General features: G+C 47.0%; 21 protein-coding genes. 9 read left to right on the top strand and 12 right to left on the bottom strand.

Going from position 1 to position 21,641, the window contains the following annotated elements; genetic code table 11:
• The first annotated feature begins 23 nt into the window (after positions 1–23).
• Complete coding sequence (locus ACTQ16_RS03655; protein ID WP_294968004.1) at positions 24–1,691, top strand: AMP-binding protein; 1,668 nt, start codon at positions 24–26, stop codon at positions 1,689–1,691.
• Positions 1,692–1,796: 105 nt separating this feature from the next.
• On the opposite strand, the gene ACTQ16_RS03650 is transcribed toward ACTQ16_RS03655, so the two are convergent.
• Genes ACTQ16_RS03650 through nusB form a run of 5 tightly spaced genes read right to left on the bottom strand, consistent with a single transcriptional unit; the run spans position 1,797 to position 5,236 of the window.
• Positions 1,797–2,240 (bottom strand): DUF5606 family protein, encoded by a 444-nt coding sequence (locus ACTQ16_RS03650; RefSeq protein ID WP_153122125.1) that lies wholly within the window; start codon positions 2,238–2,240, stop codon positions 1,797–1,799.
• 55 nt (positions 2,241–2,295) lie between these two features.
• The gene (coaE, locus tag ACTQ16_RS03645; RefSeq protein ID WP_441936153.1) at positions 2,296–2,859 is read right to left on the bottom strand and encodes a dephospho-CoA kinase; all 564 of its coding nucleotides are present in this window, start codon (positions 2,857–2,859) and stop codon (positions 2,296–2,298) included.
• Between the two features lie 47 nt (positions 2,860–2,906).
• On the bottom strand, positions 2,907–3,887 hold the full coding sequence (locus ACTQ16_RS03640; RefSeq protein ID WP_294968002.1) for a CdaR family protein: 981 nt from the start codon (positions 3,885–3,887) through the stop codon (positions 2,907–2,909).
• Positions 3,880–4,194: a preprotein translocase subunit YajC gene (gene yajC / locus ACTQ16_RS03635; protein ID WP_153122128.1), complete on the bottom strand. Its 315-nt coding sequence runs from the start codon at positions 4,192–4,194 to the stop codon at positions 3,880–3,882. Before yajC ends, ACTQ16_RS03640 begins: the two co-directional genes overlap by 8 nt.
• Before the next feature lie 55 nt (positions 4,195–4,249).
• The gene (gene nusB, locus ACTQ16_RS03630) at positions 4,250–5,236 is read right to left on the bottom strand and encodes a transcription antitermination factor NusB (protein WP_441936151.1); all 987 of its coding nucleotides are present in this window, start codon (positions 5,234–5,236) and stop codon (positions 4,250–4,252) included.
• A 291-nt stretch (positions 5,237–5,527) separates the two neighbouring features.
• Here nusB and ACTQ16_RS03625 point away from each other — a divergent pair, with 291 nt between their 5' ends.
• Genes ACTQ16_RS03625 through ACTQ16_RS03615 form a run of 3 tightly spaced genes read left to right on the top strand, consistent with a single transcriptional unit; the run spans position 5,528 to position 7,180 of the window.
• Positions 5,528–6,133, top strand: a complete 606-nt coding sequence (locus ACTQ16_RS03625) for a 50S ribosomal protein L25/general stress protein Ctc (RefSeq protein ID WP_294967998.1) — start codon at positions 5,528–5,530, stop codon at positions 6,131–6,133.
• A 49-nt stretch (positions 6,134–6,182) separates the two neighbouring features.
• Positions 6,183–6,755, top strand: coding sequence for an aminoacyl-tRNA hydrolase (pth, locus tag ACTQ16_RS03620; RefSeq protein WP_218415853.1), 573 nt, complete (start codon positions 6,183–6,185; stop codon positions 6,753–6,755).
• A gap of 2 nt (positions 6,756–6,757) precedes the next feature.
• Positions 6,758–7,180 (top strand): RNA-binding S4 domain-containing protein, encoded by a 423-nt coding sequence (locus ACTQ16_RS03615; protein ID WP_153122132.1) that lies wholly within the window; start codon positions 6,758–6,760, stop codon positions 7,178–7,180.
• A 91-nt stretch (positions 7,181–7,271) separates the two neighbouring features.
• Here ACTQ16_RS03615 and ACTQ16_RS03610 read toward each other — a convergent pair whose 3' ends face one another.
• A complete protein-coding gene (locus tag ACTQ16_RS03610) occupies positions 7,272–7,862 on the bottom strand; it encodes a Crp/Fnr family transcriptional regulator (RefSeq protein WP_153122165.1) in 591 nt (196 codons plus the stop codon).
• 54 nt (positions 7,863–7,916) lie between these two features.
• The gene (gene lepA / locus ACTQ16_RS03605; protein ID WP_294967992.1) at positions 7,917–9,710 is read right to left on the bottom strand and encodes a translation elongation factor 4; all 1,794 of its coding nucleotides are present in this window, start codon (positions 9,708–9,710) and stop codon (positions 7,917–7,919) included.
• A 101-nt stretch (positions 9,711–9,811) separates the two neighbouring features.
• On the opposite strand from lepA, the gene ACTQ16_RS03600 reads away from it, so the two are divergent.
• Positions 9,812–10,198 (top strand): hypothetical protein, encoded by a 387-nt coding sequence (locus ACTQ16_RS03600; protein ID WP_217760106.1) that lies wholly within the window; start codon positions 9,812–9,814, stop codon positions 10,196–10,198.
• Between the two features lie 160 nt (positions 10,199–10,358).
• Here ACTQ16_RS03600 and ACTQ16_RS03595 read toward each other — a convergent pair whose 3' ends face one another.
• The 4 genes from ACTQ16_RS03595 to ACTQ16_RS03580 form a co-directional block, all read right to left on the bottom strand.
• Positions 10,359–10,643, bottom strand: coding sequence for a TIGR03905 family TSCPD domain-containing protein (locus tag ACTQ16_RS03595; RefSeq protein ID WP_441936148.1), 285 nt, complete (start codon positions 10,641–10,643; stop codon positions 10,359–10,361).
• Positions 10,644–10,816: 173 nt separating this feature from the next.
• Positions 10,817–11,560, bottom strand: a complete 744-nt coding sequence (locus ACTQ16_RS03590; protein ID WP_235390180.1) for a YebC/PmpR family DNA-binding transcriptional regulator — start codon at positions 11,558–11,560, stop codon at positions 10,817–10,819.
• A gap of 74 nt (positions 11,561–11,634) precedes the next feature.
• The gene (pheT, locus tag ACTQ16_RS03585; RefSeq protein WP_441936146.1) at positions 11,635–14,103 is read right to left on the bottom strand and encodes a phenylalanine--tRNA ligase subunit beta; all 2,469 of its coding nucleotides are present in this window, start codon (positions 14,101–14,103) and stop codon (positions 11,635–11,637) included.
• A 179-nt stretch (positions 14,104–14,282) separates the two neighbouring features.
• Positions 14,283–16,607, bottom strand: coding sequence for a penicillin-binding protein 1A (locus ACTQ16_RS03580; protein WP_441936144.1), 2,325 nt, complete (start codon positions 16,605–16,607; stop codon positions 14,283–14,285).
• Positions 16,608–16,723: 116 nt separating this feature from the next.
• On the opposite strand from ACTQ16_RS03580, the gene pyrB reads away from it, so the two are divergent.
• From pyrB to ACTQ16_RS03560, 4 genes are all read left to right on the top strand, one after another.
• A complete protein-coding gene (pyrB, locus tag ACTQ16_RS03575; RefSeq protein ID WP_153122139.1) occupies positions 16,724–17,671 on the top strand; it encodes an aspartate carbamoyltransferase in 948 nt (315 codons plus the stop codon).
• 30 nt (positions 17,672–17,701) lie between these two features.
• A complete protein-coding gene (gene pyrI, locus ACTQ16_RS03570) occupies positions 17,702–18,166 on the top strand; it encodes an aspartate carbamoyltransferase regulatory subunit (protein ID WP_295346884.1) in 465 nt (154 codons plus the stop codon).
• Between the two features lie 130 nt (positions 18,167–18,296).
• Positions 18,297–19,577 carry a serine hydroxymethyltransferase gene (gene glyA, locus ACTQ16_RS03565; protein ID WP_441936142.1) on the top strand — a complete coding sequence of 427 codons (1,281 nt, stop codon included), beginning with the start codon at positions 18,297–18,299 and terminating at the stop codon, positions 19,575–19,577.
• 100 nt (positions 19,578–19,677) lie between these two features.
• Positions 19,678–20,475: a DUF5020 family protein gene (locus ACTQ16_RS03560; RefSeq protein ID WP_294967980.1), complete on the top strand. Its 798-nt coding sequence runs from the start codon at positions 19,678–19,680 to the stop codon at positions 20,473–20,475.
• Between the two features lie 283 nt (positions 20,476–20,758).
• Here ACTQ16_RS03560 and ACTQ16_RS03555 read toward each other — a convergent pair whose 3' ends face one another.
• Positions 20,759–21,625, bottom strand: coding sequence for a GIN domain-containing protein (locus ACTQ16_RS03555; RefSeq protein ID WP_441936140.1), 867 nt, complete (start codon positions 21,623–21,625; stop codon positions 20,759–20,761).
• Positions 21,626–21,641 lie beyond the last annotated feature (16 nt).

Below are 21,641 nucleotides of genomic sequence, written 5' to 3'. Positions count from 1 at the left end.
AATTGTATCAAAACACAATAAATATGGAGATACCAAGCTTTAACGCACTAATAGAGAAGAGTATCATAGACCATTGGGATATGGATGCTCTTACCGACTACAAGGGAGCCACCTTGCAGTTCCATGATGTAGCACGTAAAATAGAGAAACTACACATCATGTTCGAGAATTCAGGCGTGGTAAAGGGTGACAAGATTGCTCTTTGCGGTCGCAATAGCGCCAACTGGGCTGTAGCTTTCCTTGCTACCCTCACCTATGGCGCCATCGCTGTGCCTATTCTGCATGAGTTCATGCCAGATCAGATACATAACATCGTGAATCACAGCGATGCTAAGTTGCTCTTCGTTGGTGATGTAGTAGCTACCCAGGTAGATGCTACCAAGATGCCGGGACTCGAAGGCATCATCTACATACCGGATTACTCGCTTGTTGTATCTCGTACAGATAAGCTGACTTACGCTCGTGAGCACCTCAATGAGATGTTTGGTATCAAATATCCTAAATATTTCCGCAAAAATCACGTCAGCTATTACAAAGAAGAGAATCCTGAAGAGCTGGCTATGATTAACTATACCAGTGGAACCACAGGTTTCTCCAAGGGTGTGATGATACCATACCGTGCGCTTTGGGGCAATGCCGACTTTGCCGAGAATGTATTGGGCAAGAAAATCAAGCCGGGAGATTCTATCATCAGTATCCTGCCGATGGCCCACATGTATGGCATGGCATTCGAATTCATCTTCGAATTCATCAAGGGTTGCCACATCTTCTATCTCACCCGCATCCCTAGCCCAGCCATCATCGCTGAGGCTTTCGGACGCCTCAAGCCTGCCGTCATCATTGCAGTACCATTGGTTATCGAGAAGATTATCCGCAAGAAAGTATTCCCTAAGATACAGAACAACCGCATGCGCATGCTCCTCCACATGCCTGTCATCAGCAAGAAGGTGAAGGAGAAGATCTGCGACCAGGTAAGCAATGCCTTCGGTGGAAACTTCTATGAGGTGATTATCGGTGGTGCAGCCTTCAATCAGGAAGTAGAAAGCTTCCTCCATAGCGTAGGCTTCAGATATACTGTAGGATATGGTGCTACCGAGTGTGCGCCTATCATCTGCTACGAGGATTACAAGCATTTCGTACCGGGTTCCTGCGGCAAGGCAGCTCTCCACATGATGGTTCGCATCGACAGTCCAGACCCAGAGAATGTACCAGGAGAGATTCTGGCTAAGGGTCCTAACGTGATGTTGGGCTATTACAAGAACGAGGAAGCAACCAGGCAGACCATCGATAAGAACGGATGGTATCATACCGGCGACCTCGGCACCATGGATGGTGACGGCAACGTATTCATCAAGGGACGCAGCAAGAACATGCTTCTCGGAGCAAGCGGTCAGAATATCTATCCGGAGGAAATTGAAGACAAGCTCAATTCCCTGGCTCTTGTGGCTGAAAGCGTAGTAGTACAGAAGGGTGATAAGCTCATCGCACTGGTTCACCCGGATTATGACGAGGCTCAGACGCTCAACCTCGGCAACAAAGAACTTGCCGACATCATGGAGCAGAACCGTCAGGAACTCAATTCCATGATACCAGCATACAGCAAAGTATCAGAAATCAGAATCCACGAAGAGGAATTTGAGAAGACTCCTAAGAAGAGTATCAAGCGATTCCTGTATACCATCAATGATTAAACGAATCTCGTCAAGATATAAAAAAAGTGAGCTGTCTTCGGAAGAAGAAGCTCACTTTTTTGTTTTATGTAAATGTTGATGATATCCAATCAACGCCTGAGAGATTTACTCCTGCTCAGCACGATCATCTACATTGTCACCCTCTGTAGGAGAAAGGGTAGCCTTGAAGTCGGTAATACCGTACTTAGCCATGATGTTGTACCACTGGAGCAACTTCTTGATGTCGCTGTCACGTACACGGTCACGGTCATAGCTAGGAAGAACCTCTGCGAAATAGCTGTGCAACTCCTCAGCAGAAGCCTTCTTGTAGTTGAAAGAACTAACCTTACCCTCTTCCTTCTTGCTTACGCTGTCGAGAACTTCCCACAATGGCACCTCATCAGCATCTGTATACATAGCGATGTCGCCAAGGCTTGTTACGCGATCTGTAGCGAAAGCAGGCATACGCTTATGTGACTCGTCGAGCATTTCAACGATTAAGTTTCTATTACCTCTAGATACCAGTTTGTAAAGGCCTGGCTTACCTGCAATTGAAAGAATTGTTTCCATTGTTTTTAATTCAATTATTGATTTATCCTTTTATATTATTATTTTAATTATCTCTCTAAAGCAATCGCCTGAGCAATTGCTGAACCTGCTCTTCCACATCCCTCACTCCATCATTCACGATTTCAAAATCAGAACGGGCAGCAAGTTCTTCCTGCGGCATCACGGCATCTATCCATTCCTGTGCTTTCTGCTCCGAAATATGATCCCGCAGCATGATACGCTTCAGACGTACTGGAACAGGAGCTGTAACACAGACCACGAAGTCGAAATGAGTACGGCGGTCGAAACCACTGTCAAAGAGAATAGCACTCTCCAACCATTGGTAATCGCTCTGCTCAAAATCTCTTGCCACAGCAGGATGCACCACATCATTGACCGTCTGCTTGTTTGCCTCACTAGCCAGGAGAAACTGGGCAAGCACAGGTTTCTGCAAGATTCCCTCTGCACTATATACCTCCTCGCCCACCAGCTGCTTCAAGCTTTCCTGCAAGTCGGCATCATAGCGCATCAACCGTTTGGCTTCAGCATCACAGTCATATACCTTGATGCCCTGTTTTTCCAAGATGCGGCATACATAGCTTTTTCCGCTACCAATGCCCCCCGTTATAGCTATCTTCATCACAATGAATTATAAATTATTAATTGTAAATTAAAAATTATTAATTATCATTGCTGTTCCAACAGATAATCTACAGTTTCGTTTTCCAGATGCGCCTTGCTGACAGAACGAGGCACACTCCTCAGCTGCAAAGTACACTTGTCAGACGGATTGTTAGCCAACTCATTGTAATCCACTACCACCTTGAACTGTTCAGGAGTAATGGTACGGAAGAGACTGGCTCCCACAGTGAATCTCACCGCAACCCTTGCCGGGAATGTACGAAGCACCATATTATCAGGCATATTGATTGCCTTTACCGGAACTTCAACAGATTCCTCTGTCAAGATATCCGGGTAAACGGAAAGTCTCACCTGCTTAGGCACGATTTTCACACCCCGAATCTGCTTGATCTTCACGTCCTGCTGAATCGTATCTTGCAGGTTGCGCTGATTGAACGGAACGATTTCTACCGATTCCAGCTGATCGAGCTGTCGCTTGTTGGCATAGACCGTAACCATTGTCGGGAAAAACTCAGTATGAGCCAGATAATAACGCCTGCTGGTAGTAATCCTACCCTTGAAGACCACCGGCACCTTCTTGGAAGAGCCATAGGTGAAGTAGAAATCAAACTTTCCTGGTTTGACAGAGAGCAACTTGCTGGAGCCATACAACTGCGCCTGCACCTGTTTCTGCACATCAGCCAGTGGTATTACTCCTGCGCCAGCATCATCATCAGCATAAGTTGAGAATTTGAAAGAGATAGGGTGGAATTTCCTTCCATAGGCATAAGTAGCCAGCGTAAATCCCTTATCTCTCACCGTAATCTTAACCGTATCAGGTAATTCACCTGTAATGATCGCATTACGTGGCATGCCAACCAGCTGTACGGGAATAGCAAATTCCCTCTCCAGCGTTTCGTTGAGCGACATCATCAACCAGAAGCCGCCACTGAGGGCCAAAAAGAACAAAAAAATCAGAAACTCCTTATTCATACCACTGAACAGGAAGTTTCTGACAGCAAGCAATATGTTCTTGATACTATGCATTAGGAGTCTGACTTGTAGCATCAGCAAACACGTAGCCCTTAGCCACAGTGATTACCACGCCACGAGCTATCTCAACATCGATAGTGTTAGCCTCTACATTCACGCGCTTTACGGTACCATAGACGCCACCACCAGTAACCACCTTAGAACCCTCCTGAAGAGAATTCTGGAACTTACGGATTTCCTTCTGCTTCTTCTGCTGAGGGCGAATCATGAAAAACCACATGATAACGAAGATAGCCACCATCATAATGAGGAAGGTCATGCTGCTTCCACCCTGCTGTGCCTGTAATACTAAATTTGTCATAGTCTTGTTATATATTTCTTTATAATTATTGATTCTTTTTTATATATCACGCGAATTAGTTCTCGTGATGATCTCTATACTTAGACTTGCGCTCTGGCAAATCTTTGGCAATGATACCCTGCTCATTCAGGTAACGGGCGATATTGTCAAGCATACCGTTCACATAGCCACCACTGCGAGGAGTACTGTAAACCTTAGCCATTTCCACATACTCATTGATGGTTACTGTAGCAGGAATACCAGGGAAGGTAGTCAACTCAGCGATGGCAATCTGCATGATAACCACATCCATGTAAGCCAGACGTGAGAAGTCCCAGTTGCGTGAAGCAGTACTCATATAGCGCTGATAAGAATCTGCATTGAGGATGGTAGCACGGAAGAGCTTTCTAGCAAATTCTCTATCCTCCATGTCCTTGTACTCAGGAAGGAGTTCCTGCTTGCTCTTGTTAGCCTTGTCAAAGCGCTTGATGGTCTTCAGCACGAAGGTATCAACGATATCCTTGTCATCATTCCAGTACAGGCTCTTCTCCTCGAGGAAAGCATCCATCTCATCATTGTTCTGGATAAACTTCTTATATACACGACGCCACCACTCACGGTCACGGTCGTAATCATCCATATCAGGGAGTTCTGCATCGAAAGCACCACTGACATAATCGGCATAGAGATCACTAGAAGTAATAGTATTGTACAAGCTACGAACCACCTCAATGTTCTCATCCCAATTAGAATGCTTCACATCAATCCAGTCGAGCAACATCTTATTCTCCTCCAACTGTACAGCAAATTCATTGAACGCCAAACGAGCAGAAGGCTCCTGGTGGCCCTCACGCTGCGCACGAACCACCTCAACATCGTAACGCTTACGGGCTTCCCCTGTAATAGCAACGATGAGCTGCAACATGTAGTTGTACAGATCGTACGACTTGGAGAGACTGAACATCAACTCCTTCTCAGCATTATCCATGTTGTAATTGCTGTTTTGATAGTATGCGTAGGTTAACTGCACAATCTTACGTCTTATCAAATCCCTATTAATCATTCTCTAATGTTTTTAAAAGATTTATTTATATGTTTACCAATTACGAGTGCAAATATACATATTTTATATAATATGAGCAAGAAAACGAGGAATATTTTCTACTTTTTTAAGGATAAAGGCATTATTTTTGATATTTTCTTCCAAAATATTTGCATATTCCAAATAAAATGAGTAATTTTGCAGCCGCTTTGCGGAAAAGATTCGCAGACACGCTTTTTCAAAGCTAATCCGTGTGATGGCGAGTTAAGGCACATTATTTAATTTTTAACAACTTAATTTAGAGTAACACAAATGAAAGAGATTAATGTAACAGGTCAGAAGCGTACAGACCTTGGTAAGAAAGCTTCTAAGTCATTGCGTAAGGAAGGTTTCATCCCATGTAACCTTTATGGTGAGAAGAAGGATGCTAACGGTGCTCCTGAGGCTATGTCATTCGCAGTTCCATTCACAGAGTTGCGTAAGATTATCTACACTCCTCATGTATATGTAATCAACCTCATCATCGACGGTGAGAGCCACACAGCTATCATGAAGGAGATTCAGTTCCACCCAACAACAGACGCTCCTTTGCACGTTGACTTCTACGAGGTGAACGATCAGAAGCCTATCACTATCGGTATCCCAGTTAAGTTGGTAGGTCTTGCACAAGGTGTACGTGATGGTGGTCGTATGAACCTCTCTATCCGTAAGATCAACGTTACAGCTCCTTACCAGGTTATTCCTGAGCACCTCGATGTAGACGTTACTGAGTTGAAGATCGGTAAGAGCATCAAGGTTGGCGACCTTTCATACGAGGGTCTCGAGTTGGCAACAAGCAAGGCTGTTGTAGTTTGCTCTATCAAGATGACACGTAACGCTCAGCTCGCTGCACAGGCTGCAGCTGAAGAGGAGGCTTAATTGATAAGTCATCGAGATTTTACGAACCTGAGTAAAGCATTATCAAACATTGGATAAATATTTGATTTGTGGGCTTGGTAACCCTGGCGATGAATACGCAGGAACCAGGCACAACACAGGATTTATGGTATTGGACGCTTTTGCTAAAGCGTCCAATATTCATTTTGAGGATAAGCGATATGGATTCGTCGCTGAAACCACACTCAAGGGCAGAAAGATCATTCTCCTGAAACCTACCACCTTCATGAACCTCAGCGGTAATGCAGTGAGATATTGGCTGAATCAGGAAAAGATTGATCAGAGCAGACTTCTGGTAATCAGTGATGAGCTTGCCCTACCCCTCGGTGCTTTCCGTCTGAAAGCCAATGGCAGCAATGGCGGGCACAACGGTTTGGGACATATCCAGCAACTTATCGGACAAAACTATGCTCGCCTGCGCATGGGTATCGGCAACGATTATCCGCGCGGTGGACAGATAGACTGGGTACTTGGTAAATACACCGAGGAAGACATGAAGGAACTTCAGCCTGCTATCGACCTGGGCGTAGAGATTATCAAGAGTTTTGTATTGGCTGGCATCAACAATACGATGAACCAGTACAACAAGCTTGGGAAAAAGTAATCATGAAAGAATCAGCAAGAATAGACAAGTGGCTCTGGGCAGCCCGCATTTACAAGACGCGCAGCATTGCAGCAGATGCCTGCAAGAATGGTCGTGTGACGGTGGGAGGCGTAAACAGAAAGCCATCCTTTATCATCAAGCGTGGCGATGTGGTGAGCGTGAAGAAGGCTCCTATCACCTATTCTTTCGAGGTACTCGACTGCATTGAGCAGCGCGTAGGTGCCAAGATGCTGTTTGGCGTTTACAAGAACGTTACCGATCCTAAGCAGTACGAACTTCTGGAAATGAGCCGCATCAGCGGATTCGTAGACCGTGCAAGAGGTACCGGACGCCCTACCAAGAAAGAGCGCCGTGCGCTCGATGCCTTCGTTGATCCAGCCCTGTTCGGATTCGAAGATGAGGATTGGGACGAAGAAGATCAATAATAAAAAAGAGACGCCCTGTAAAGGCAAAAGCATTCCGACATGGAAGCTTTACCTTTACAGGGCGTTTTTTGTGTTTATATTCCAATGCTTATTACATGAGTACATTAGAACGGATACGAGACAATGTTTCCGGCGTCATCTGCAGATAATTAGCAATATAGGTGAGCGGAGCTCTTAATACTACCTGTGGATTCATCTCGCAAAGGCGCTTATACTTGTTTGGCGCTGTCTCAAAGCGCATCAGGTCGGCATGCACTTGCGACTGTATCAAACTCTCTTCCAGAATCTTACGATACAGCATCTGAATATTGACATTACGCATCGCAGCCGCCTCGAGCTTCGCCTTTGGCAAGATGTAAACCAATGTAGGTTCCAATGCTTCCACTTGTAGATGAGAAGGTTCCTCTTTAAAGAGACTTTCAATACACATGAAGATAGAGTGATCCACACCCAGGTGCTCGGTCACCTCCTTGCCATTCTTGATGTAATACTGTCGCACCAAGCCCTTCTCTATATACGAAATACCCGTACATACTTCTCCCTCGGACAAGATTCTCTCGCCCTTGCCATACTTCACCGGCACAAGCAAATCTTCCAGGACATCCAGCTCGTCGTGAGTCATCGTACTATACTTACGTGCAAGCTCTCTGGCTATGTCGCGCTTAGGTACTATAACCTTCATCAAGTCAGCCATAATAAAAAAAACTCCTATAATTTAGTTAATGTTATTTCAATATTAATCGAGTTTCAGCACAGCAAGGAAGGCCTTCTGTGGAACCTCCACATTACCAATCTGCTTCATGCGCTTCTTACCCTTCTTCTGCTTCTCCAGCAGCTTACGCTTACGGCTCACGTCACCACCATAACACTTGGCAGTAACATCCTTACGCACCTGCTTCACGGTCTCACGTGCCACAATCTTTGCACCGATAGCTGCCTGGATGGCAATATCAAACTGCTGACGTGGAATCAGGTCCTTCAACTTCTCGCACATTCTGCGTCCGAAGCTCACGGCATTGTCGCGATGGGTCAAGGTGCTCAGCGCATCCACCGGTTCTCCATTCAGGAGGATATCGAGCTTCACCAGGTCGGAGTGGCGGAATGAATCGATATGATAGTCGAACGAAGCATAACCCTTGGAAATACTCTTCAGCTTATCGTAGAAATCGATGACAATCTCGCCCAATGGCAACATGAAGTGCAACTCCACACGATTGCCGCTCACGTATTCCTGGTTAATCAATTCGCCACGCTTATCCAAACAGAGCTTCATGATTGGACCGATGTAATCGGCAGCAGTGATGATGGTAGCTCGGATGTATGGTTCCTCGATATGGTCAATCATGGTTGGGTCAGGCAATCCGGAAGGATTGTGGACCTCTTTCTCGCCTCCCTGCTTGTCGTATACCATATAGGATACGTTAGGCACGGTGGTGATGACATCCATGTTGAACTCACGGTCCAGACGTTCCTGCACAATCTCCATGTGGAGCAATCCGAGGAATCCGCAACGGAAACCGAAGCCCAATGCCACGGAACTCTCTGGCGAGAAGGTAAGCGAAGCATCATTGAGCTGCAGTTTCTCCAATGAGGCACGCAGATTCTCGTAATCGCTAGGATCGATAGGATAAACGCCGGCAAAGACCATCGGCTTCACTTCCTGGAAACCGGCAATCGCCTTGTCACAAGGACGGGCGATATGAGTGATGGTGTCACCCACCTTTACTTCGGTAGCATTCTTGATACCCGAGATGATATAACCTACCTCACCGGTACCCAATTCCTTGCGAGGAATCATGTCCATCTTCAGCACACCAATCTCATCAGCATCATATTCCATGCCGGTATTGAAGAACTTCACCTTGTCACCCTTGCTGATCACGCCGTTTTCTATCTTGAAATAAGCGATGATACCACGGAAAGAGTTGAACACAGAGTCGAAAATCAAAGCCTGCAATGGAGCCTTGTCATCGCCTGTAGGAGCAGGCACACGTTTTACAACCGCCTCCAACACCTCTTCAACGCCCTCACCGGTCTTACCGGAAGCGCGGAGGATATCCTCATGCTTGCAACCAATCAGGTCTACGATTTCGTCTTCCACCTCCTCCGGCATAGCCGAAGGCATATCTATCTTGTTGATGACCGGAATGATTTCCAGGTCATGCTCAATAGCCATATAGAGGTTAGAGATGGTCTGAGCCTGCACGCCCTGTGTGGCATCAACGACCAGGAGCGCTCCCTCGCAGGCAGCGATGGAACGTGAAACCTCATAAGAGAAGTCTACGTGTCCCGGAGTATCAATCAGATTGAGAATGTATGTATCACCATCCTTTGCCTTATACTCCATCTGTATGGCATGGCTCTTGATAGTAATACCACGCTCTCTCTCCAAGTCCATGTCATCAAGCATCTGTCCTTCAGTAATCTTGATGGTCTGAGTCTTCTCTAACAATCGGTCTGCCAAGGTACTTTTACCATGGTCTATATGTGCAATAATGCAGAAATTTCTTATCTTATTTATATTCTCCATATAATTTTCTCTCTTTAGAGTGCAAAGATAGTTATTTTTTTCGTATCTTTGCACAAAATATCAGAAATTATAGAGATTTTTAGGTAAAATATAGAAAAATCATGAAGAAAAAGTTGATTTACATCGCTGTTTTGGTCTCTTTATTAGCATCTTGCACCGAAAGTCTGGAAGAAAAGGCTGAAAGAGAAGCTAAGGAGTATACGGAGAAAAACTGTCCTACACCTTTCGTGAATGACAGCAGAACAGATAGTGCAACCTTTGATAAGAACACCAGGGTTTACACTTATTATGTCACCTTGCGCAACAAGGCAGACAACAAGCAGGTCATAGATGCCAACAAGGACAAACTGCATAAGCTCCAGAAAGATGCCCTTGACAACAATCCCGGCTTGCAGAAATACAAGGAGAAGCATTTCAGCTTCCGTTTCGTTTATCATTCGGCAAAGAATCCGAAGGAGGTTCTGCTGGATGATTTGTTCAAGTATTAGATAAGGCACAGATTACTAGTATTAGAAAAGGCACGGATTACAGATAAGGCACGGATTACACGGATTACACGGATTTATGGCGCTAATCAATAGAGCTCATTTATAATTCCGTGTAATCCGTGTAATCCGTGCCTAATATATATCCGTGCCTAAAACACTCTTAATATCCCATTTCCTGCAAGGCTGTGGCCAACTGATCTGGACAGCTAGTAGGCTTATTGCCACAAGTGATACCCTTCAGACGGGCAATGATCTCCTTCGCCTTCATGCCACGAATCAGCGAGCAGATGCCCTTGGTATTGCCATCGCAGCCGCCGATGAACTGGGCATCCTGCACTTTTCCATCTTTATCTATACTGATGCAGATGTATTTTGAGCAGGTACCATGAGTCTGATAAGTTACCTTCTGCAACTTATCCTGATTTTCATTGTTAGAATTAATCATAATGTTTTCTCCTTATTTTAAAGCTTTTGCTCTTACAGGGCGCGTGGTGAAATAAACACAAAACCCAGGGCGGTGCCCTGGGCTATGTGCTTCTGCCCTTTACCTTTCCCTTCGGCCGGTGACCGTTGGTTCAGGGCGTGCCTGTAAAAAGCAGCGCCTATCAGGGCGTAATATTATTCTGCGTCTGCAGGAATTTCTGGCTTCATGTTGGTATAAACAGTCTGAACATCGTCAAACTCTTCCAACTTCTCAACCATCTTGTCGATAGTTTCACGCTCCTCAGGAGTTACATCCTTCAAATCGTTAGGGATGTAAGTGAACTCGGCACCAGTTACCTCGAAACCCTCAGCCTCCAGATGCTTCTGAATCTCGCCGAAGCTTGTAGGAGCACCGTAGATAGTGATTTCGTTGTTCTCCTCATCCTCATCAAACTCATCTTCTACGCCGTAGTCGATCAGGTCGAGAATCATCTCGTCCATATCCAGACCATCCTTCTTCTTGAATGTGAACACTGCCTTGTGGTCGAAGAGGAAAGACAAAGAACCTGTTGTACCCAGGTTACCGCTGAACTTGTTGAAGATAGAACGAACGTCAGCCACAGTACGGGTAGTGTTGTCTGTCAATGTATCAACGAAGACAGCAACTCCGTGAGGGCCATATCCCTCGTATGTTACCTCCTTGTAATCGCTGGTATCCTTGCCACAAGCGTTCTTGATGGCACGAACGATATTATCCTTAGGCATGTTCTCACGCTTACAGTTAGCGATGATAGCACGCAATGTTGGGTTGTTCTCTGGCTCTGGACCGCCTGCCTTTACTGCAATAGCAATCTGCTTACCCAACTTAGTAAATGTCTTGGCCATGTGGCCCCATCTTTTCAGCTTTGTAGCTTTACGATATTCAAATGCTCTTCCCATTGGAATAAATTTTTAAATGTTTATCGTTTTTTGTTTATAATATTATCTCAGTTCTGCGTCAATCGCATTCTGCATTATCTCAGTTCTGCATTGAGCTTGCCTGTAAGGTTGGCAATGAGCTTCTTCATGATAGCATCAATCTGCTTGTCATTCAATGTCTTCTCCTCATCCTGCAGGATGAAGTTTACGGCATAGCTCTTCTTGCCCTCTGGCAGGTTCTTACCCTCATATACGTCGAAGAGTACCACACTCTTCAGGAGCTTCTTCTCGGTCTGACGGGCAATCTGCTCAATCTGTGCAAACTCTACGTTCTTGTCAACGAGCAGTGCAAGGTCGCGGCTCACAGATGGATACTTGCAGATATCTGTGTAAGTAAGGTTCACCTTCTTCACGGTCTTCACCAGGTTATCCCAGTGAACATCAGCATAGAATACATCCTGCTCAATGTCGAATGCCTTCTTCAGCTTGTTGCTCAGAATACCCATCTCTACCAATACCTTGCCGGCACGGGTCTCATAGCTTACGCCCTTTGAGAAGATGTTGTTGTCGCTGTGCTTGATAACCAGGTTGTTCTGTGGCATACCTACACGGCGTAGGATATTCTCTACAACAGCCTTCAACTCGTAGATGCTGCTCTGCTCATCTGCATGAGCCCAACTGCCCTCTACGCGCTTTCCGGTGATCAAGAGTGACATGTGAGCCTCCTGAGAGTAAGCCTTGATAGGACTCTCCTCGCTCCACTTCTCCTTATTATATAAATAGGTGTTACCCACCTCGAAGAACTTCAGGTTCTGGCTCTTGTGGTTGATGTTGCGGGCTACGCTCTCCAAACCGCCGAAGAGCATGGTCTGACGCATCACGCCGAGATCAGCACTCAATGGGTTCATCACCTTCACTACATTCTCCAAAGGATACTTGTTCAGCTCCAGGTCTGTATAGTAGCTGGTCTTGCTCAGAGAGTTGTTGAGAATCTCCATGAAGCCCTCGCCTACCAACTGCTCTGCCACGAGGTTCTGGCTGTGATAAGCCTTGTCCTCATCACCCTGAACAGTCAAAGAACTCTTCAGCTGGGTTGGAATCTCTACATTATTATATCCGTAGATACGGAGGATATCCTCTACCACGTCGCAAGGACGCTGGACATCCACGCGATAAGCAGGAACCAAAAGGTCGATGCCCTCAGCATCCTCCTTCACGATCTTCATCTCGAGAGATGTGGCGATATTCTTGATGGTCTCAGCACCAATCTCCTTACCGATAAGGCGATGCGCATACTCATAGTTCAGGCGAACTGGGAAATCCGGCATTGGCTCTGGATATACATCCTTGATCTGCATGGAAATCTTGCCGCCAGCCAACTGCTTGCAGAGGATAGCAGCCTGCTTCAATGCATAAATCTGTCCGTTTGGATCTACGCCACGCTCAAAACGGTAGCTGGCATCTGTGCTCAAACCATGACGGCGAGCGCTCTTGCGAATCCATGTCGGGTGGAAGTAAGCACTCTCCAGAACCACGCTCTTGGTGGTCTCGTAAGTACCGGAACCCTTACCGCCGAAGATACCGGCGATACACATTGGCTCCTCAGCATTGCAGATGCTCAGGTCGTGCTCACCCAGGGTGTGCTCCTCGCCATCAAGAGTGATGAACTTGGTACCCTCTGGCTGGGTGCGGACTACAATCTTATGACCGGTAACCATGTCGGCATCGAAGCAGTGCAATGGCTGACCGTATGCCATCATGATGTAGTTGGTGATATCCACGATATTGTTGATTGGACGCAATCCGATGATATTCAGCTTATCCTGCAACCACTTAGGGCTCTCCTTCACCTCGCAGTCGGTGATGCTTACGCAGGCATAGCGCTTGCAAGCCTCGGTATTTTCAATCTCTACATCGATAGGAAGATCCTCGTTGTCTACTACGAACTCATCGCAAGATGGGCGATGCAGACTGGTTTCGTAGCCGTTCTGCTTCAACCAGGCATAGAGGTCGCGGGCCACACCCCAGTGGCCGAGTGCATCGGCACGGTTGGCAGTGATATCAATCTCGATGAGCCAGTCGCTCTCCAGGTGATAGTACTCGGCAGCAGGCTGACCAACAGGTGCATCCTCTGGGAGCACGATGATACCGTCGTGAGAAGTACCCACACCGATTTCATCCTCAGCGCAGATCATACCCAAGCTCTCTACACCGCGCAGCTTGCTCTTCTTGATGGTAAAACTCTGGTCGCCGTCGTAGAGCACGCAGCCCAGGTCGGCAACGATTACCTTCTGACCGGCAGCCACGTTAGGCGCACCGCAGACAATCTGCTGTGGCTCGCCCTTGCCCAGGTCAACGGTTGTTACGTGGAGGTGATCGCTGTTAGGATGCGCCTCGCATGTCAACACTTTACCTACATAGAGTCCCTTCAGTCCACCCTTGATAGACTGTACTTCTTCCAAAGCGTCCACTTCGAGTCCGCAAGAGGTCAGCACATCAGCTGTCTCCTGTGGTGTCAAGTCGAAATCGACGTATTCTTTAAGCCATTTATATGAAACGTTCATTATAATGATTTTTTATTTTATTTCCTTGATTCAAGCAAAGAGCCCGACCGCCGGCATGGCCTTATCAGTCATAATAGCCCTAAAACTTTGCAAAAATACAAAAAAAAACGCATATAAGCAAAAAACATTCGCCATTTTTGCACAATTTAAAAGTAAAACTATGCAAAAATGGCGAATGCCTACTCAAACACCTCATCGATGCCGTCTACCTGCTCGAAATCATCCTGGTCAGATTTCGGCTTAGAGCATGGATCATAACCGTCTGGTAAATCAAATTTTACGTCCGGTCTGATGCCCAGCGTCGGATCGGCATAAACCTTCTTCATGAATATCGCCCAGATAGGAAGCGCCATGGTGGCTCCCTGTCCCATACTCATCGAATCGAAGTGGATATCACGCTCCTCACCGCCTACCCAGCAGCCGCTGACCAGCTGTGGAGTGAATCCGATAAACCATCCGTCACTGTTATTGTTGGTGGTACCTGTCTTGGCACCAATCTGTCCTTCCAGGTTATAGCGGTAGCGCAGTCTTCCAGCCGTACCGCCATCCACTACTCCCATCAGCATGGTGAGCATCTTCATGGCGTTCTCCGCACCAATCACCTCGTTCATGCGTGGCTGGAAGGTGGCTAAGGTATTGCCCTCATTGTCCTCAATGCGGCTCACGAACATCGGAGCCGTACGGATGCCGTGGTTGGCAAAGGCCGTATAGGCACTTACCATCTCGCTCACACTCACCTCACAAGGACCCAGACACAAGCTCATAGAGGCATGGATATCAGGACTGTTGATACCGAAATCGCGCAGCATCTGAACAAACTGCTGCGGATTCAGCTTACTCATCAGATAAGCACTGATCCAGTTGTTACTCTGCTGCAATCCCCACTTCAGCGTCACCATCTGTCCATAGCGCGAATGGTTGGCGTTACGTGGCGTCCAAGGCCTTCCGGCTACCATATAGGTATGCTGGCGGTTTGGAGCCAGATCGCATGGCGAGAAGCCGTTTTCCATCGCCAGACTGTAGAGGAAAGGCTTGATGGTAGAACCTACCTGTCGGCGTCCCAGACTCACCATGTCGTACATGAAGTGAGAATAGTCCAGTCCTCCCACGTATGCCTTCACGGCACCTGTCTTCGGATCCATACTCATGAATCCGCTGCGCAGGTAGGTCTTGTAATAGCGGATGGAATCCAATGGACTCATCAGCGTATCCACGTCACCATGATAGGTGAACACGGTCATATCTATCTTCTTGCGGAAGGCATCATGAATCTCCTGTTCAGAACATCCTGCTGCCTTCATCGTCTGATAGCGCTCGCTCTGCGTAATGCTGCGGTTCAGGATTACCTTGATCTGCTTAGGCGTCAGCTTGTCGCTGTATGGCGAACTTGGCTTGCGTGCAGTCTCCTTGCTGAAGATAGGCTGCAGATAGCGTGCCACGTGCTGATATACAGCCTCTTCGGCATATCGCTGCATGCGGCTGTCGATGGTAGTGAACACCTTCAGACCGTCACTGTATACATTGTATGGCGAACCGTCTTTCTTATAGTTCTTGTTGCACCATCCGTAGAGCGGATCGGTGTTCCACAGGATGGAATCGGTCACGAACTGCGCATAGTTCCAGGATGGATAATTGCCACGTTCCGGACGCTTTGCCATCATGTAATGGCGCAGGTATTCACGCAGATAAGTGGCAGTACCGTCCTTATGGTCTGTACGGTGGAAGTTCAGCGTCAGCGGTTCGGCAGCATACCGGCTATACTCACCCCGGCTGAGATAACCTGCCTTCACCATCTGAGAGAGCACCACATTGCGTCTGTCGCGTGCACGGTCCGGATAGCGTACCGGATTGAAGAGCGACGGGTTCTTGCACAGTCCTATCAGGGTAGCCGCCTCGCAGAGCGTCAGGTCCTTCGGCTCCTTATTAAAATAGGTATTAGCCGCCGTCTTGATACCCACGGCATTATGCAGGAAATCGAAGTAGTTGAGATAGAGGGCGATAATCTCCTGCTTGGTATAGTATCGCTCCAGCCTGATGGCAATCACCCACTCTATCGGTTTCTGCAGCAATCGCTCCAGCGTACTCCCTGCCTTCTCGGAATAGAGCTGCTTGGCAAGCTGCTGGGTAATGGTACTGCCACCGCCGGCATTGGTCTGTCCCAGGATTCCACGCTTGATGATGGCACGTCCCAGGGCACGGTAGTCGATACCCGAATGCTCATAGAAACGGGCATCCTCGGTAGCCACCAGCGCCTTTATTAAATAAGGTGACATCTTCTTGTAAGGTATCACGATACGGTTCTCCTTGTTCAGGTTCCATGTACCCAGCACCTTTCCGTCTGCCGAATACACCTGAGTGGCGAATCTGCTGATAGGATTCTGCAGGTCCTCGATGTCCGGCATGTAACCGATCCATCCGTTCCAGATGGCAAAGAAGGCCAGCATAGCCGACACGACAAAGGTAGCAAAAATGCCCCATAATGTATAGATAAAATGTTTTCTCATCTCTATTTCTTCATTTATTTTGTGCAAAATTACATAAAAGTTTTGACTTTTCGCACATAAATCGAAAATTATTTGTAACTTTGGGGGCGATTTTAGAACATTACAATCAAAAACAAATGGAAAAACATAATTTTGTAACGATTGCAGACCTCTCTAAAGAGAAGATTACCTATCTCTTGGAGATGGCACAGGAGTTTGAAAAGCATCCTAACAGGGAGCTGTTGAAGGGAAAGGTTGTAGCGACCCTTTTCTTCGAGCCTTCTACTCGTACACAGCTCAGTTTCCAAACAGCAGCCAATCGCCTTGGCGCTCGCGTCATCGGTTTCTCCGATGCCAAGACTTCCAGCACCACCAAGGGCGAAACGCTCAAAGACACCATCCTCATGGTAAGCAATTACGCTGACGTGATTGCCATGCGCCATTTCATCGAGGGTGCCGCACAGTATGCAAGCGAGGTGGCTCCTGTGCCTATCGTCAATGCAGGCGACGGTGCACACATGCATCCTTCACAGTGCCTGCTCGACCTCTACTCTATCTACAAGACCCAAGGTACCTTGGAGAACTTGAACATCTATCTCGTGGGTGACCTCAAGTATGGCCGCACCGTTCACTCACTTATCACTGCCATGCGCCATTTCAATCCTACCTTCCACTTCATCGCACCTAAGGAACTTGCTATGCCTGAGGAGTATAAACTCTACTGCAAGGAGCATAACATCAAGTACGTGGAGCATGAAGACTTCAACGAGGACGTGATTGCCGATGCCGACATTCTCTACATGACCCGTGTTCAGAAGGAGCGCTTTTCCGACCTCATGGAATATGAGCGCGTGAAGAACGTATACATCCTGAAGCGCGACATGCTCTGCAAGGCAAAGGAGAACATGAAGATCATGCACCCGCTGCCACGTGTGAACGAGATTGCATACGATGTGGATGATGATCCACATGCATACTATATCCAGCAGGCTCAGAACGGTCTCTATGCACGTGAGGCTATCTTCTGCCACTGCCTCGGCATCTCGCTTGAGGACGTAAAGAACGATAAGACCATTATTGAGTAATTGATAATTAATAATTAACAATTAATAATTATGGGAAACAATAAAAGTCAATTAGTGGTTGCGGCTATCGAGAACGGTACCGTAATCGACCATATACCAGCTGAAAAGACCTATCAGGTAGTGAATCTGCTCCAGTTGGAAAAGATGGACACTCCTGTTACTATCGGCTACAACCTGCCATCCAAGAAGATTGGCAAGAAGGGCATCATCAAGGTTGCCAACAAGTATTTCACCGACGAAGAAATCAACCGTCTCTCCGTGGTGGCTCCTAACATCGGACTGAGTATCATCAAGGACTACGAAATCGTAGAGAAGAAGACCGTAGAGACTCCGGATACGCTGAAGGGCATCGTGAAGTGCAACAACCCTAAGTGCATCACCAACAACGAGCCTATGCAGACCCTCTTCCACACCGTAGACAAGGTGCTCGGCATCGTGCGTTGCCACTACTGCGACAAGGAGCAGCAACTGGGCACAGTAGAGCTTTGCAAGTAATTTAAAGGCAATAAAATAACAAAAAGTAAGCAATATCACTCAAAATATTACGATTTATTTGGTAGTTTGAGAGATATTGCTTATTTTTGTACCCGATTTCATTAAACATCAACCATAAAAAGTAAAGAGAATGGTAAAAGATCAAGAGATTTTCGACTTAATCGAAAGAGAACATCAGCGTCAGCTGAAAGGTATGGAGCTGATTGCTTCTGAGAATTTCGTGAGTGACGAGGTGATGAACGCTATGGGTTCTTACCTTACTAACAAGTATGCAGAAGGTCTGCCAGGAAAGCGCTACTACGGTGGCTGCCAAGTGGTGGATATTGTTGAGAACCTGGCTATCGAACGCGTCAAGAAACTCTTTGGTGCTGAGTACGCTAATGTACAGCCTCACTCTGGCGCACAGGCTAACGCAGCTGTATTGCTCGCAGTATTGAAGCCTGGCGATACTTTTATGGGCCTGAACCTCGATCACGGTGGTCACCTTTCTCATGGTAGCCTCGTCAATACTTCCGGTATCCTCTACCACCCTATCGGTTACAACCTCAACAAGGAGACCGGTCGCGTGGACTACAACGAGATGGAGAAGCTGGCGCTGGAGAACAAGCCTAAGCTGATTATCGGTGGTGGTAGTGCCTACAGCCGTGAGTGGGATTATGCACGTATGCGCAAGATTGCCGACGAGGTAGGTGCGCTCCTCATGATTGATATGGCTCACCCTGCTGGTCTGATTGCAGCTGGTCTGCTGGACAACCCATTGAAATATGCCCACATCGTTACTTCTACTACTCACAAGACTCTCCGTGGTCCTCGTGGCGGTATCATCCTCATGGGTAAGGATTTTGACAATCCTTGGGGATTGACTACCAAGAAGGGCGAGGTCAAGAAGATGAGCATGATCTTGAATTCTGCCGTATTCCCTGGTCAGCAGGGCGGTCCTTTGGAGCACGTCATCGCTGCCAAGGCTGTTGCCTTCAACGAAAACCTGCAGCCTTCATGGAAGGAGTATGCTGCTCAGGTGAAGAAGAACGCAGCTGTTCTTGCTGATGACCTCATCGGCCGTGGATTCAGCATCGTGAGCGGTGGTACAGACAACCATTCCATGCTCGTTGACCTCCGAAGTAAATATCCTGACCTTACAGGTAAAGTGGCTGAAAATGCGCTCGTTGCAGCCGACATCACAGTCAACAAGAACATGGTTCCATTCGACAGCCGTTCTGCTTTCCAGACATCAGGTATCCGCCTTGGTACAGCAGCCATGACAACCCGTGGCGCCAAGGAAGACATGATGCACCTCATAGCTGAACTCATCGAGGAAGTATTGAATGCTCCTGAGGACGAGAAGGTGATCGCACGCGTTCGTGAGAAGGTGAATGAGACCATGAAGGACTATCCTTTGTTCGCATACTAAAAGATATTTACAAAATAAAGATATTATTATTACAAACTGCGGGCTTACCGTCCGCAGTTTTTTGTTTCACTAAATAAATAATTAAGAAAAGAAAAGATTTATGAAAAAGATGAAAAGCCTACTGCTCATGGCACTTGCGTTGCTCCCTGCGAGCAAAACTTTAGCACAGACCAATGCCCAAGTCTTCTATGATTTCGGCAGTGACCGCAAGTTTGTTACCCTCACCCTCGAAATGTTCAAGCAGGACAAATGGGGTAACACTTATTTCTTTGTAGACCACGACTTCAACCTCGATCAGATGACAAACACTGATACAGGCAAGAAGTACGAGCACAACATGTCACAGGGTGGAACCTATACCGAGATCTCGCGCGCCCTCAACTTCTGGCAGAACACGAAGTTGAAGAATCTGAGCCTCCACGTAGAGTACAACGGCGGTATCTACAAGGACTACCCTATCAACAATGCCTGGCTCTTCGGTGTGGAGTATTTCATGCACGACAAGAGTTTCAAGAACACCTTGACGTTCCAGGCACTCTACAAGACTATCCGCAAGACCGACCAGAATGTGCCAATGCAGCTTACTGCTGTATGGGGATGCAAGGACATCTTTGGATTAAAGGGTTTGAACTTTAGCGGTTTCGCTGATTACTGGTGGGAGACCCACAGTTCGTTCAAGGACAAGGATGGCGACCTGAAGTTTGACAAGGACGGCAACGTAGCCTTCACTCCTGAGCACACCGTCTTCACCACAGAGCCACAGCTCTGGTACAACGTTGGCCAGCACTTCGGCTGCGAGAACCTCAGCGTAGGTAGCGAGGTAGAGATCAGCCACAACTTCGGCAGCAATGCCGGCTGGATGGTCCGTCCTTGCCTCGGTGTAAAATGGGACTTCTAACCGTTCTCTTTTGAACCTTTTCTAAGGGCGCTTCTGATGCTTTTCAAATGTTAAATACCGTAAATTCGGTATTCTTGTGAGAAGAAAAAAAGAAAACAAGAAAAAAGAAAAGAAAAAAGCGACAAGAAGAAGTAGCAAGAAGAAAAGAGAAAAAAGAAAATAAATAAAAGAAAAAATAGAAAAAAATAAGAGGGTTTAGCCGAAGCCGAATTGCTCAAATTTTCGCAATTTGGCTTCGGCATTTTCCTCTTCCGTTTTTTATTTTGATTTTCAACAACTTACGTTATTTTCTTACCGTCAATCCACTATCCGAAATTCCTCCAACTCCGTCTTTCTTCTTGCTGTATTGACGGGTGACGCCACTCAGATTGATTCCGCCTACTCCTTCCGATGTTGCTTTGACAGACTGGCAATCAACCTTGGCTTTCACGCTTCCTACACCTTCGTTCAGGATATTCAGGCTGCCGCCCTTGAAGAATCCCAGGTTCACAGAGCCTACGCCCTCGTTGTCCACCTTCAGACTTCCCATGGAAACGTTCGTGATCTTCACAGAGCCTACGCCTTCATTATCAACCGTCATGTTATCTCCAACCACGTCATCGATATTCACGGAGCCTACACCCTCGTTGGCTACAGTCACCTTGTTGGCAAGAATCTTTCCGATATAGACAGAGCCTACGCCTTCGTTATCAATGGCGAAACGGTCGCTGTTGATGGTCTTGGCATGGAAGCATCCCGTACCCTCCTGTGTCACCTTCAACAGGTCTGGACTGGTGATATAAATCTTCAGTCGCTTGTTTTCAGAGTTGCAGGACGCAGGCACGGTCAGTCTGCCGTTGTATCCGATAACCACCTCGTCGTTGCGATACACCACCTTCAGTTTCTCCTTCATCTGCTGCAGGAACTTTGCGTCCTTGATGGCAGAGTAGTCCAGTCGGACATCGCATTTATCGCCATCATTCTGGGTATAATAGACGTCAGCCACAGCCTCCACATCAATCGCCTTAAAAGGCTTCTGGCGCAAGTCATCCTGCACGTAACTCAACTCTCCCTTCACGGTAGAACCCGTAGAATCAAAGCTGCAGGCAGTAAGCCCGGCAGCAGCCAAGAACATAGCGGCACCAGCTACCCTCAAACCAATACTTTTCATAATCCTTCTATTTTAA

Source organism: Prevotella sp. LCP21S3_D2, from assembly GCF_052118345.1.
GTDB lineage: Bacteria > Bacteroidota > Bacteroidia > Bacteroidales > Bacteroidaceae > Prevotella.
The sequence above is the reverse complement of the archived record's forward strand: the minus strand, read 5'-3'. Positions and strand labels throughout refer to the sequence as shown.

Coding starts and splice junctions, on each gene's coding strand:
- yajC (WP_153122128.1), bottom strand. CDS start 4,194: ATGACAAATTTAGTATTACAGGCACAGCAGGGTGGAAGCAGCATGACC.
- ACTQ16_RS03555 (WP_441936140.1), bottom strand. CDS start 21,625: ATGAAAAGTATTGGTTTGAGGGTAGCTGGTGCCGCTATGTTCTTGGCT.
- ACTQ16_RS03610 (WP_153122165.1), bottom strand. CDS start 7,862: ATGAAGGTTATAGTACCTAAGCGCGACATAGCCAGAGAGCTTGCACGT.
- ACTQ16_RS03595 (WP_441936148.1), bottom strand. CDS start 10,643: ATGATTAATTCTAACAATGAAAATCAGGATAAGTTGCAGAAGGTAACT.
- ACTQ16_RS03655 (WP_294968004.1), top strand. CDS start 24: ATGGAGATACCAAGCTTTAACGCACTAATAGAGAAGAGTATCATAGAC.
- ACTQ16_RS03615 (WP_153122132.1), top strand. CDS start 6,758: ATGAAAGAATCAGCAAGAATAGACAAGTGGCTCTGGGCAGCCCGCATT.
- ACTQ16_RS03600 (WP_217760106.1), top strand. CDS start 9,812: ATGAAGAAAAAGTTGATTTACATCGCTGTTTTGGTCTCTTTATTAGCA.
- ACTQ16_RS03580 (WP_441936144.1), bottom strand. CDS start 16,607: ATGAGAAAACATTTTATCTATACATTATGGGGCATTTTTGCTACCTTT.
- pyrB (WP_153122139.1), top strand. CDS start 16,724: ATGGAAAAACATAATTTTGTAACGATTGCAGACCTCTCTAAAGAGAAG.
- lepA (WP_294967992.1), bottom strand. CDS start 9,710: ATGGAGAATATAAATAAGATAAGAAATTTCTGCATTATTGCACATATA.
- ACTQ16_RS03590 (WP_235390180.1), bottom strand. CDS start 11,560: ATGGGAAGAGCATTTGAATATCGTAAAGCTACAAAGCTGAAAAGATGG.
- pyrI (WP_295346884.1), top strand. CDS start 17,702: ATGGGAAACAATAAAAGTCAATTAGTGGTTGCGGCTATCGAGAACGGT.
- pheT (WP_441936146.1), bottom strand. CDS start 14,103: ATGAACGTTTCATATAAATGGCTTAAAGAATACGTCGATTTCGACTTG.
- ACTQ16_RS03650 (WP_153122125.1), bottom strand. CDS start 2,240: ATGGAAACAATTCTTTCAATTGCAGGTAAGCCAGGCCTTTACAAACTG.
- coaE (WP_441936153.1), bottom strand. CDS start 2,859: ATGAAGATAGCTATAACGGGGGGCATTGGTAGCGGAAAAAGCTATGTA.
- nusB (WP_441936151.1), bottom strand. CDS start 5,236: ATGATTAATAGGGATTTGATAAGACGTAAGATTGTGCAGTTAACCTAC.
- ACTQ16_RS03640 (WP_294968002.1), bottom strand. CDS start 3,887: ATGCATAGTATCAAGAACATATTGCTTGCTGTCAGAAACTTCCTGTTC.
- glyA (WP_441936142.1), top strand. CDS start 18,297: ATGGTAAAAGATCAAGAGATTTTCGACTTAATCGAAAGAGAACATCAG.
- ACTQ16_RS03625 (WP_294967998.1), top strand. CDS start 5,528: ATGAAAGAGATTAATGTAACAGGTCAGAAGCGTACAGACCTTGGTAAG.
- ACTQ16_RS03560 (WP_294967980.1), top strand. CDS start 19,678: ATGAAAAAGATGAAAAGCCTACTGCTCATGGCACTTGCGTTGCTCCCT.